The sequence below is a fragment of the Pseudarthrobacter sp. NPDC058362 genome (assembly GCF_042723515.1).
Lineage (GTDB): Bacteria > Actinomycetota > Actinomycetes > Actinomycetales > Micrococcaceae > Arthrobacter.
On the sequence record NZ_JBHXIW010000002.1, the window covers coordinates 67156 to 78763 of the forward strand.

An 11608-nucleotide genomic window follows, 5' to 3' on the forward strand; every position below is an offset into this window, starting at 1 on the left:
CACAGGCCGGGGCCGGCTGTCGTTCCCAACGCCTAGACTTGTAGGCACCATGGATATGTTGTTTGACCCGTACTCTGACGGACCGTTTAAGGCCGCTCCCGCAGCGGCTGCCCGCGCTGCAGCAAGCACCGAAGGGGTGGCCACGGCGGCAGGACCCGGCGGGTCGGAGCACCATGGGTCGCCGCACCATCGATCCCCGCGGCCGGACGCCGCGCAGCTCCTGGAGGGCCTGAATCCGCAGCAGGAGGAAGCGGTCAAACATGCCGGTTCCGCGCTCCTGATCGTGGCCGGCGCCGGATCCGGCAAGACCCGCGTCCTCAGTAACCGGATCGCCTACCTGATCGCGACCGGCCGCGCCCACCACGGCGAAGTCCTGGCCATTACCTTCACCAATAAAGCGGCCGCTGAGATGCGCGAGCGCATCGAGGCCCTGGTGGGCGGGCGCGCGAAAATCATGTGGATCTCGACGTTCCACTCCTCCTGCGTGCGGATCCTGCGCCAGGAAGCTGCCAACGTGGGGCTGAAGTCCAACTTCTCCATCTACGATGCCGCGGATTCCCTCCGCCTGGTCATCCAGGTGGCCAAGGCCCTGGACCTGGATCCGAAGCGGTTCGCCCCCAAGGCCATCCAGCACAAGATTTCAGCGCTCAAGAACGAACTCATTGACGCGGACTCCTACGCGTCCGCCGCCAACTACAACGATCCGTTCGAGCAGGCCGTGGCCGAGGTCTACAAGGGCTACACCCAGCGGCTGCGCCAAGCCAACGCCATGGACTTCGACGACCTTATCGCCGAGACCGTGTACATGTTCCGCGCCTTCCCGGCGCTCGCCGAGTCCTACCGCCGCCGGTTCCGGCACGTGCTTGTGGACGAATACCAGGACACCAACCACGCCCAGTACGCCCTGGTCCGCGAAATCGTGGGGGAGGGCCCCGGGGCATCGGAGCTGACCGTGGTGGGCGACTCGGACCAGTCCATCTACGCGTTCCGCGGCGCGGACATCCGCAACATCGTGGAGTTCGAGAAGGACTACCCGGAGGCCCGCACCATCAAGCTGGAGCAGAACTACCGCTCCACGCAGAACATCCTCAGCGCCGCGAACTCTGTCATCTCCCGCAACCCCAACCGGCCGGAAAAGCGGCTGTGGACGGCCGAGGGCGAGGGGCACAAGATCGTCGGCTATGTCGGCGAGAACGAGCACGACGAAGCACAGTTCATCGCCAAGGAAATCGACCGGCTCCAAGACGAGGACAACCTGCGGCCCGGCGACGTCGCCATCTTCTACCGCACCAACGCCCAGTCCCGCTCCATCGAGGATGTGCTGGTCCGCGTCGGCCTGCCGTACAAGGTAGTGGGCGGCACGCGCTTCTACGAGCGCAAGGAGATCAAGGACGCCCTCGCCTACCTGCGCGTGCTGGTTAACCCGGACGACGACGTCAACCTCCGGCGTGTGCTCAACGAACCAAAGCGTGGCATCGGTGACCGCGCCGAGGGCGCAGTAGCGGCCCTTGCCGAACGTGAGCGGACCTCCTTCATGGCGGCGGCGCGCCGCGCGGACCAAGCCCCCGGTATGGCCACCCGGTCCGTGAACGCCGTGCTGGGGTTCGTGAAGTTGCTCGATGACCTCGCCGAGGTAGCCGAAGGCTCCGGAGCTGCTGCCGCGCTGGAGGCCGTGCTGGAACAGACCGGCTACCTGGCCGCCTTGCGTTCCAGTACAGATCCACAGGATGAGTCGCGCGTCGAAAACCTGGCGGAGCTGGTCGCCGTCGTCCGCGAATACGAACGTGACAACCCCGACGGGTCCCTGGCGGCGTTCCTGGAGCAGGTGTCTCTCGTGGCGGATGCCGACCAGATCCCCGACGCCCCCGGCGCGGACATCGACGCCGCCGTGGCAGAAGCCAAGCGGCTGGGCGTGGTGACGCTGATGACCCTGCATACCGCCAAGGGCCTGGAATTTCCGGTCGTGTTCCTCACCGGCATGGAGCACGGGCTGTTCCCGCACCAGCGCTCGGCAACGGACCCGAAGGAACTTGCCGAAGAGCGTCGCCTGGCCTACGTGGGGCTGACCCGTGCCCGCAAGCGGCTCTACGTCACCCGCTCGGAGGTGCGCAGCCTGTGGGGTCAGAGCCAGTACAACCCTGCCAGCCAGTTCTTGGAGGAAATCCCGGCCGAGCTCCTCGACTGGAAGCGCGAGGGAACATCACGGCAGCCGGCCTGGGGCAACAGCGGCTCCATCGGGTCGGGCCGGTACAGCGGCTCGTTCTGGGGTGCAGGCAGCGCCAGGGGGGTTGCCGCCGATTCGTCCGCCGGATTCAATGCCGACGTCCCTGCCGTTGTGGCCCGAACCCGGGTCCAGCCGCAGAAGGAAATCGTGGCCGTCAGCGTGGGCGACAAGGTCAACCACAACAGCTTCGGGAACGGTACCGTGCTCGCGGTGGAGGGCTCCGGTGACAAGACGGTGGCGAAGGTTAAGTTCAGCGTCGGCGAAAAACGGCTTCTGTTGCGCTACGCCCCGCTGACCAAGCTCGACGCCTGAGAAAGCGGTCAAAAACCGCGGAAATACGCGGTTTTTCTACCGCTCATAGAATAGTGTCCTTACTCACATAAGGGGTACTCTGGGACGGGCCGGTCCCCATAAAGGACTAGAGTTCCCCATGGAGCAATACGCCGCGTGGCTCGTTTCCAACAGGCCTCCGGCGCATGCATTCCGCAGCCCGGTCATCGTCAGCGATGGTGTCCGACTGTATAGAAACTACTTCGACGTAGAAGGACACTAAACCGTGGACCTGTTTGAATACCAGGCGCGCGATATGTTCGAGGCGCACGGTGTACCCGTGCTTGCCGGCATCGTGGCGTACACCCCAGAAGAAGCAAAGGCAGCTGCCGAGAAGATCGGCGGCGTTACTGTCGTTAAGGCACAGGTCAAGGTAGGCGGCCGCGGCAAGGCCGGCGGCGTCAAGGTTGCAAAGTCCGCCGACGAGGCACTTGAGCACTCCACCAATATCCTGGGCATGGACATCAAGGGCCACACCGTCAAAAAGGTGATGATCGCCCAGGGTGCGGACATCGCCGAGGAATACTACTTCTCGGTCCTCCTGGACCGGGCCAACCGCAACTACCTGGCCATGTGCTCGGTTGAGGGCGGGATGGAAATCGAGCAGCTCGCCGTCGAGCGTCCTGAAGCGCTGGCAAAGATCGCCATCGATCCCGCCGTGGGCATCGACCAGGCCAAAGCTGACGAAATCGTCGCAGCAGCAGGCTTCGCCGAGGAACTGCGCGGCAAGGTGGCCGACGTCATCCTCAAGCTCTGGGACGTTTTCAAGAAGGAAGACGCCACCCTCGTGGAGGTCAACCCGCTGGTCAAGACCGGCGCCGGCGAGATCGTTGCGCTGGACGGCAAGGTCTCCCTCGACGAGAACGCCGAGTTCCGCCACGCCAAGCACGCGCTCCTTGAGGACAAGGACGCCGCCGACCCGCTCGAGGCCAAGGCCAAGGCGCAGGACCTGAACTACGTCAAGCTGGACGGCGAAGTAGGCATTATCGGCAACGGCGCCGGCCTGGTCATGTCCACCCTGGATGTCGTTGCCTACGCAGGCGAGAACCACGGCAACGTCAAGCCCGCCAACTTCCTGGACATCGGCGGCGGAGCATCCGCCGAGGTCATGGCTGCCGGCTTGGACGTTATCCTCGGTGACGAGCAGGTCAAGTCCGTGTTCGTCAACGTCTTCGGCGGCATCACCGCCTGCGACGCCGTCGCCAAGGGCATCGTCGGCGCACTGGCCGAGCTCGGACATACCGCGAACAAGCCGCTGGTCGTCCGCCTTGACGGAAACAACGTCGAGGAAGGCCGCCGCATCCTGAACGAGGCCAACCACCCGCTGGTTACGCTGGCCGCCACCATGGACGAGGGCGCCGACAAGGCCGCCGAGCTCGCCAACGCAGCTAAGTAAAGGGACGCACCATGTCTATTTATCTGAACAAGGACTCCAAGGTCATCGTCCAGGGCATCACCGGCGGCGAAGGCACCAAGCACACCGCCCTGATGCTGAAGGCCGGAACCAACATTGTGGGCGGCGTCAACGCCCGTAAGGCCGGCACCACCGTCCTCCACGGCGACAACGAAATCACCGTTTACGGCACCGTCAAGGAAGCCATGGCCGAAACCGGCGCCGACGTCTCCATCGTCTTCGTACCGCCGGCATTCACCAAGGCTGCCGTTGTCGAAGCCATCGAGGCCGGCATTGGCCTGGTCGTCGTCATCACCGAAGGCGTTCCGGTCCAGGACTCCGCTGAGTTCTGGGCGCTGGCACAGTCCAAGGTCGACGCCGAGGGCAACCAGGTCACCCGCATCATCGGCCCGAACTGCCCCGGCATCATCACCCCGGGCGAGGCGTTGGTGGGCATCACCCCGGCCAACATCACGGGCAAGGGACCCATCGGACTGGTTTCCAAGTCCGGCACCCTGACCTACCAGATGATGTACGAACTGCGCGACCTTGGCTTCTCCACCGCCATCGGCATCGGCGGCGACCCCATCATCGGCACCACACATATCGACGCCTTGGCTGCGTTCGAGGCTGACCCGGAGACGAAGGCGATCGTCATGATCGGCGAAATCGGCGGTGACGCCGAAGAGCGTGCCGCGGACTTCATCAAGGCCAACGTCACCAAGCCGGTTGTCGGCTACGTGGCAGGCTTCACCGCTCCGGAAGGCAAGACGATGGGCCACGCAGGCGCCATCGTGTCCGGTTCTGCCGGTACCGCCCAGGCCAAGAAAGAAGCCCTCGAGGCCGCCGGCGTGAAGGTCGGCAAGACGCCGTCCGAGACCGCCAAGCTCCTGCGCGAGGTTTACGCAGCGCTCTAGCAGCCCGAACCTCCGACGCGGGGTCACATCCGGCCGAAAATCCCTCGGGATCGGCCGGGGGTGGCCCCGCGTTGCTGTTTATGACGTCAGCAGTTCGTCCAGGCGCTCGTAGCCCTCACTCATGCCGCGCTCCATGCCGGACTGCACCATTCCGTCCCGTGCCTCCAGCGTGGGGTAAACAGAATGTCCGCGCAGCCGTGTCCGGCCGTCGCCGAGGTCCTCGAATGTCATGAACTCCAGGCTGACCACGTCAGGGTAGCCGCCGAACTCAAAGGTCTGGATGGCGAAGTCATTCTCGCGGACGGTGTGGAAGATGCCCTTGAACTCATAAGGCACACCCTCGGGTCCGGTGTGCAGGTAGCGGTAGCTGCCGCCGGTCCGGAAATCGTAGTGGTCGACGTCCATTGTGTAGCCCCGCGGACCAAGCCACTGCACAATCAGGTCCGGTTCTTTATGGGCCCGGAACACGTCCGCGACCGGGAAGTCGAACTCGCGCTCGTAGTCGATGAAGGGCTGGCCTTCCGGGACGGTGAGCTTTAAGGGATTGCTCATCAGATTTCCTTTTCCTTGGCGCCGCCATGTCGGGCGCCGGACTGAAGCACGGCATCGAGGCCGCGGAACTGCTCCTCGCGGACCAACCGGTACTGGTCGATCCAGGCGGTGAGTGCTTCCAGCCGTGCGGGGTTCAGGTGGACGGGCCTGCGCTGGGCCTCCCGGGTGCGGGTGACCAGTTGCGCCTGTTCGAGGACCTGGATGTGCTTCGAAACTGCCTGTTTGGAAATTTCGAAAGGTTCCGCCAGTTCATTTACGGTGGCCGGGCCCCGGCTCAGCCGGGCGATGATGCTTCGCCTCACGGGATCCGCAAGGGCCAGAAACGCTTCATCGAGCCCATTCTGCCCGGGGTGCGTACGGGTCATGTATTCAACCAACTTGTTTATCAACCTAGGGGTTGTCTAAGTGTATCCCCGCCGCCGCTGGGAGGGAAGGCCCGGAGGAACACTTGGTGAACGGCCAGCGAACAGCAGTCGAAATGGGCGGTTCCCACCTCGGGCCGTCCGGATACTGGATTGATGAACAACTTTACTCGTCGTCAAGTTCTGCGCTCTGCCGGTGTTGTGGTCGCCGCCGGAGCTGCCGGTGCGGCAGCCGCCGGATCCCCCGCCCGTGCCTTGGAGGGAGGGGATGGAACGGCCTTTTCCCACGGCGTTGCCTCCGGGGATCCGCTGCCCGGGAGCGTGCTGTTGTGGACCCGCGTCACCCCGACGGTGGATGCGACGCCGGGCAGCGGCCGCGGGCCGGACCTAACAGTGGCCTGGGAAGTGGCAGCGGACAGCAGCTTCCGTCGGATCGTTTCCAGGGGTTCCTCGCCCACCGGTCCCGGGCGGGACCACACGGTCAAGGCCGTCGCGGACCGGTTGTCGCCAGCCACCACCTACTGGTACCGCTTCAAGCTGGGCCAGGCGGTATCGGCGGTTGGCAGGACCCGGACAGCCCCCGCCGCCGGAGCTTCAGTTGACCGGCTGAAGTTTGGAGTGGTGTCCTGCGCCAACTGGCAGGCCGGCTACTTCTCGTCCTATCGGCACCTGGCGGCGCGCACGGACCTGGACGCTGTCCTGCACCTGGGCGACTACCTGTACGAATACGCGCCCGGCGAGTACCAGGCACGCGACGTGGTGGTACGGCCCCACGATCCTGCCCGGGAAATGACCGTGCTGCAGGACTACCGCCGCCGCCACGCCCAGTACAAGACTGATCCCGACCTCCAGGCAGTCCATGCTGCTGCGCCCTTCATCGTTACCTGGGACGATCACGAGTCCGCCAACGACGCGTGGAAGGACGGAGCCGAAAACCACGCCGAGGGTGCGGAGGGTGCCTGGCGGGACCGGGTGGCCGCTGCCAAGCAGGCATACGCCGAGTGGATGCCGGTACGCTACGAGCCTGGCGGACAGCTCTACCGCCGGCTGGACTTCGGCTCCCTGGCCAGCCTCTCCATGCTGGACCTGCGCTCGTACCGGGACCTGCAGGCATCCAACGGCCTGGACCCCGCGGTGGACAGCACCGCGCGTACCATTACGGGGACCGCGCAGATGGAGTGGCTGCTCGGCAATCTCACCTCCACCGGCCCGCAGTGGAAGCTCGTGGGCAACCCGGTCATGATCACGCCCGTCAAGGTCCCGTCCACGCTGAGCACCGCTGAGCTCGCGGGCGTCCAAAAGCTGATGGGCGGCACCACCCTTGACGGCGTCCCCTACAACGTGGACCAGTGGGACGGCTATGAGGCGGACCGCAGCAGGGTGGTGCGGCACCTGCGGGACAACGCAGTCAAGGACACCGTTTTCCTTACCGGAGATATCCACTCCGGCTGGGCATGCGACATCCCGGCCGACCCGGCAACCTACCCGGCCACCGGGGATTCCGTGGCCGCCGAGCTGGTGTGCACTTCCGTCACCAGTGACAATCTGGACGACATCCTCGACGTTCCGCCGCGCACGGGATCGCTCAGCGTCGAAGCGGCCATCAGGGGGGCAAACCCGCACGTGAAGTACCTCGATTTCGATTCCCACGGCTACTCCGTCCTGGACGTCACCCCCGCAGGGGTCCGCATGGACTGGTACGTTCTCGCTGACCGGACGTCGGCGGGATCCGCTGCAGCACTGTCGAGATCCTTCAACGTGGGTGCCGGCACCGGCAAGGCAGTTCCCGCGGGCGGTGCGCTGTGATAGGTGGAAAGGCAACCCATGCGAGCACGACGGCGGGGCGCCGGCAATTCCTGAAGCTAGCCGCGGCAGGGGGTGCCGCCGTCGTGCTTTCCTCTGCGCATGGTGCCGCCTGGGCTGCACCGGAAACCCGCACGGCCGGCCGCACCCGCAGCTACGTGCTGGTGGTGGACGGCTGCCGGCCGGACGAAATCACGCCGGCGCTGACGCCAAACCTTGCGGCGCTCCGGGGCGCCGGGACGAATTTCCCTGCCGCGCGCTCGCTGCCGGTGATGGAAACGATCCCGAACCACGTCATGATGATGACCGGTGTGCGGCCGGACCGGTCGGGCGTTCCGGCCAACTCGGTGTTTGACCGTGCCGAGGGTGTGGTCCGTGACCTGGACCGGCCTGCGGACCTGCGTTTTCCAACCCTGCTGGAGCGGCTGCGGGAACGCGGGCTCACCACCGGTTCGGTGCTGAGCAAGGAATACCTGTTCGGGATCTTTGGGGAACGCGCTACATACCGCTGGGAGCCGCAGCCGCTGCTGCCGGTCACGGGGCATGCCCCTGATGCAGCGACCATGGACGCCCTGCTGGCCATGGTCGGCGGGCCGGACCCCGACGTGGTTTTCGCCAACCTGGGGGATATTGACAGGGTTGGGCACTCGGACCTTTCGGGCACCTTGCTGCGCGCCGCCCGCGAGGCCGCCCTGGCTGCGACGGACCTGCAGGTGGGGCGTTTCGTGGCGCACCTCAAGGATGCCGGCAAATGGGAGTCCAGTGTCGTGGCGGTACTGGCCGACCACTCGATGGACTGGTCCATCCCCACCAATGTTGTTTCCGTCAACCTGATCCTGCAGTCCCGCCCTGAACTCCAGGCCAATATGGTGATAGCGCAAAACGGCGGGGCGGACCTGCTCTACTGGACCGGGCCGGAAGCGGAACGCGCCGCCGGCGTGGCTGCCGTCCGGGAACTGGTGGCGGCCCACCCTGGGGTTCTGTCCGTGAGTGCACCGGCAAACCTGCGGCTGGGGCCCGAGGCGGGGGACCTGGTGGCCTATTGCCGGGCCGGCTGGCGCTTCGCGGACCCGTATGTGGCGTCCAACCCGATCCCGGGCAACCACGGACATCCGGCCACGGAACCTATTCCCTTCTTCATCTCAGGCGGCAGTCCGCTGGTGGTAGCAGGGGCAACGTCTTCGGAACCCGCCCGGACGGTGGATGTGGCGCCGACCCTCGGCAGGATTTATGGACTCAAGCCGCCTGCGGGCGGTTATGACGGTTCGGCCCGGACTTCGGCTCTCAACCTGTAACGCCAGTTTCCGGCTCCCCAAGAGCAACGCGGGGTCACCCCCGGCCCAGTAATCCCTCTGGATTGGGCCGGGCGTGACGCCGCGTTGCTTTTTAAGGGACGGCAGAGGGGCTTGTGGGGGCGATTGGCATATTGTTAGTATGACAGGACAAACTAACAAGGAGGTACGCATGCCGCTGGTGCGCATTGACGTAAACGAAGGACGCAGCCCGGAGGAACTGCGGCTGCTGAGCCGGGGTATCCATGACGCGATCCTGGCTGAGTACGGAATTCCGGAGCGGGACTACTTCCACATCCTTACCGAGCATCCGGGGGGCCAGATCTTTGCCCAGGATGCCGGCTTGGGTTTCGAGCGGACGCGCGGGGTGGTCATGATCCAGATCTTTACTCAGGGCGGGCGCTCGCAGGAGGCGAAGCAGCGCCTGTTTGCCGCAATGGCCGAAAAGCTTGCAGGAGCGGGCGTGGCGGGTGAGGACGTCTTCATTGGCTATGTGGAAAACACTGCAGGCGACTGGTCCTTCGGCTTTGGCCGCGCCCAGTACGTCACGGGGGAACTGGCTGTTCCCCGAAAGTGATCGAACCTCCCGCGAGAAGCGGGCGGCGTCTTAAAAGTTTGTTGTAAGTATGTCAGTACAAACCTTTGACAGGACAACCGATCTACGGCAAAGTAGTGCGTGTGGCCCACGCCACCGCAGCCAGAGCCGGAGTTCCTGTCCGAAAGGTCCAGGGTTCCACACCAGAAAGGTCCACGATCACCGTGACCCACGAGCTTCTTACGATCGGGCGCATCAGCGTTGATATCTACCCGAACGACATTGGGGTGGACCTGGAGGATGTCACGTCCTTCGGGAAATACCTCGGCGGTTCCCCGTCCAACGTGGCAGTGGCCGCTGCCCGGCACGGCCGGCGCGCCGGCGTCATCACCCGGACCGGGGATGACGCGTTCGGCAAGTACCTCCACCGGGAACTGCGCAAATTCAACGTGGACGACTCCTTTGTGATCGCAGTGCGCGAATACCCGACCGCCGTCACCTTCTGCGCGATCAAACCGGCAACGGACGAGTTCCCGCTCTACTTCTACGGCCGCTTTCCCACGGCCCCCGACCTCCAGATCAAGGCCGAAGAGCTGGACCTGGACGCCATCCGAAACGCCGGGATCTTCTGGTCCACCGTCACCGGCCTGTGCCAGGAGCCCAGCCGCGAAGCGCACATCAAGGCGCACGAGGCGCGGGACCGGGACAAGCTGCGCATCGGCCAGTTCACGGTCCTCGACCTGGATTACCGGCCCATGTTCTGGGCTTCGGAAGAAGAAGCCCGCGCCCAGGTGGCAAAAATCCTGCCGCACGTGACCGTCGCGATCGGCAACGACAAGGAATGCGCCGTCGCCGTCGGCGAGGGAACTCCGGACGAGCAGGCAGACCGCCTGCTGGCCGCGGGAGTGGAGATCGCCGTCGTCAAGCTTGGCGCTGAAGGCGTCATGGCCAAAACCCGCACGGAACGCGTGGTCTCTGCGCCGGTACCGGTGGAAACCGTGAACGGGCTGGGTGCCGGTGACTCCTTCGGGGGCGCCTTCTGCCACGGGTTGCTGTCCGGCTGGCCGCTGGCCCAGGTCCTGGATTATGCCAACGCCGCGGGGGCGATCGTTGCCTCGCGCCTCTCCTGCGCAGACGCGATGCCGACGCCGGCAGAGGTCACCTCGCTGCTGGCCGAACGGGGCCGGCCCGTTCCGCAGCTTGTCACCGAAGGAGCAGCACTGTGACCATCAATATTTCCAGCGGACGCACGGCTGGCGCAGGATCCTTCGGCGTGGACGTGGACGATGATCCCCGCCGCTACGAGCACCTGAGCACCATCCGCCTGGAGGATCCGGAAGCCGTGGCCCGCGCGGCGAAGGCCCGCCGCCGCCACCCCGGCGTGAAGTCGGGCCGGCAGAACTTCATTGTGGCCGCAGACCACCCGGCCCGCGGTGCGCTTGCCGTCGGCAATGATCCGGTGGCCATGGCGGACCGCCGCCAGCTTCTGGACCGCCTGCAGATCGCCCTGGCCAACCCGGCCGTGGACGGCATCCTGGCGTCCCCGGACATCATGGATGACCTGCTGCTCCTCGGCGCCCTGGACGACAAGCTGGTCTTCGGATCGATGAACCGCGGCGGACTCTCCGGCCTGGTCAATGAATTCGACGACCGGTTCACCGGCCACACCGCCGCCGCCCTGGAAGCGCTCGGCGCGGACGGCGGCAAGATGCTCACCCGGATCTGCCTGGGCGATCCCGACACCGTGGTGACCCTGGAGGCCACTGCGAAGGCGATCGATTCCCTCGCGGAGCGGAAGCTGATCGCCATGGTGGAGCCGTTCCTGTCGGTCCGTGAAAACGGCCGCGTCCGGAACGACCTGTCCACCGATGCCGTCATCAAGTCGATCGCCATTGCCGAAGGGCTCGGGTCCACCAGCGCCTACACCTGGATGAAGCTTCCTGTGGTGGCCGGTATGGACCGCGTCATGGCGGCCACCACCATGCCCACCGTGCTCCTGGGCGGGGACCCGGCGGGCCCGCAGGACGAGGTGTTCGCCACCTGGCAGGCTGCCCTGGCCTTGCCCGGTGTGCAGGGCCTGACCGTGGGCCGCACTCTGCTGTACCCCTCGGACGGGGACGTTGCCGGCGCCGTCGCCACGGCTGCGTCCCTCCTTCACCACACCGCACCAGCCACCGCCCCGGAAGCATCGGAGTAGCCG

At 65.6% G+C, this 11608-nt stretch carries 10 protein-coding genes; 8 read left to right on the forward strand and 2 right to left on the reverse strand.

The annotated features are described in order from the left end of the window. The first annotated feature begins 49 nt into the window (after window positions 1-49). The 3 genes from pcrA to sucD all read left to right on the forward strand — a co-directional run bounded on the left by pcrA (window position 50) and on the right by sucD (window position 4864). The gene (pcrA, locus tag ACFWIX_RS04905; RefSeq protein WP_377214994.1) at window positions 50-2536 is read left to right on the forward strand and encodes a DNA helicase PcrA; all 2487 of its coding nucleotides are present in this window, start codon (window positions 50-52) and stop codon (window positions 2534-2536) included. A 244-nt stretch (window positions 2537-2780) separates the two neighbouring features. Next, the gene (gene sucC, locus ACFWIX_RS04910) at window positions 2781-3950 is read left to right on the forward strand and encodes an ADP-forming succinate--CoA ligase subunit beta (RefSeq protein ID WP_377214995.1); all 1170 of its coding nucleotides are present in this window, start codon (window positions 2781-2783) and stop codon (window positions 3948-3950) included. An 11-nt stretch (window positions 3951-3961) separates the two neighbouring features. Beyond that, window positions 3962-4864 carry a succinate--CoA ligase subunit alpha gene (gene sucD, locus ACFWIX_RS04915; protein ID WP_377214996.1) on the forward strand — a complete coding sequence of 301 codons (903 nt, stop codon included), beginning with the start codon at window positions 3962-3964 and terminating at the stop codon, window positions 4862-4864. A 78-nt stretch (window positions 4865-4942) separates the two neighbouring features. On the opposite strand, the gene ACFWIX_RS04920 is transcribed toward sucD, so the two are convergent. Together ACFWIX_RS04920 and ACFWIX_RS04925 are read right to left on the reverse strand one after the other, a co-directional pair. Further along, window positions 4943-5416 (reverse strand): SRPBCC family protein, encoded by a 474-nt coding sequence (locus ACFWIX_RS04920; RefSeq protein WP_377214997.1) that lies wholly within the window; start codon window positions 5414-5416, stop codon window positions 4943-4945. Further along, complete coding sequence (locus ACFWIX_RS04925) at window positions 5416-5781, reverse strand: ArsR/SmtB family transcription factor (RefSeq protein ID WP_377214998.1); 366 nt, start codon at window positions 5779-5781, stop codon at window positions 5416-5418. The genes ACFWIX_RS04920 and ACFWIX_RS04925 overlap by 1 nt, the downstream gene beginning before the upstream one ends. 153 nt (window positions 5782-5934) lie before the next feature. Between ACFWIX_RS04925 and ACFWIX_RS04930 the strand changes: the two genes are divergently transcribed. From ACFWIX_RS04930 to ACFWIX_RS04950, 5 genes are all read left to right on the forward strand, one after another. Then, window positions 5935-7584: an alkaline phosphatase D family protein gene (locus ACFWIX_RS04930; RefSeq protein ID WP_377214999.1), complete on the forward strand. Its 1650-nt coding sequence runs from the start codon at window positions 5935-5937 to the stop codon at window positions 7582-7584. A gap of 83 nt (window positions 7585-7667) precedes the next feature. After that, window positions 7668-8876 carry an alkaline phosphatase family protein gene (locus ACFWIX_RS04935; RefSeq protein WP_377215000.1) on the forward strand — a complete coding sequence of 403 codons (1209 nt, stop codon included), beginning with the start codon at window positions 7668-7670 and terminating at the stop codon, window positions 8874-8876. A 169-nt stretch (window positions 8877-9045) separates the two neighbouring features. Continuing rightward, the gene (locus ACFWIX_RS04940; protein WP_377215499.1) at window positions 9046-9450 is read left to right on the forward strand and encodes a tautomerase family protein; all 405 of its coding nucleotides are present in this window, start codon (window positions 9046-9048) and stop codon (window positions 9448-9450) included. 182 nt (window positions 9451-9632) lie between these two features. Further along, window positions 9633-10634 (forward strand): 5-dehydro-2-deoxygluconokinase, encoded by a 1002-nt coding sequence (gene iolC / locus ACFWIX_RS04945; protein ID WP_377215001.1) that lies wholly within the window; start codon window positions 9633-9635, stop codon window positions 10632-10634. A gap of 47 nt (window positions 10635-10681) precedes the next feature. Further along, window positions 10682-11605, forward strand: a complete 924-nt coding sequence (locus tag ACFWIX_RS04950) for a deoxyribose-phosphate aldolase (RefSeq protein ID WP_377215500.1) — start codon at window positions 10682-10684, stop codon at window positions 11603-11605. The last annotated feature ends 3 nt before the right edge of the window (window positions 11606-11608 follow it).

What these genes read in the sequence shown, in the direction of transcription:
- pcrA (WP_377214994.1), top strand. Translation starts at nt 50, where the DNA reads ATGGATATGTTGTTTGACCCGTACTCTGACGGACCGTTTAAGGCCGCT.
- sucD (WP_377214996.1), top strand. Translation starts at nt 3,962, where the DNA reads ATGTCTATTTATCTGAACAAGGACTCCAAGGTCATCGTCCAGGGCATC.
- ACFWIX_RS04920 (WP_377214997.1), bottom strand. Translation starts at nt 5,416, where the DNA reads ATGAGCAATCCCTTAAAGCTCACCGTCCCGGAAGGCCAGCCCTTCATC.
- ACFWIX_RS04925 (WP_377214998.1), bottom strand. Translation starts at nt 5,781, where the DNA reads ATGACCCGTACGCACCCCGGGCAGAATGGGCTCGATGAAGCGTTTCTG.
- ACFWIX_RS04930 (WP_377214999.1), top strand. Translation starts at nt 5,935, where the DNA reads ATGAACAACTTTACTCGTCGTCAAGTTCTGCGCTCTGCCGGTGTTGTG.
- ACFWIX_RS04940 (WP_377215499.1), top strand. Translation starts at nt 9,046, where the DNA reads ATGCCGCTGGTGCGCATTGACGTAAACGAAGGACGCAGCCCGGAGGAA.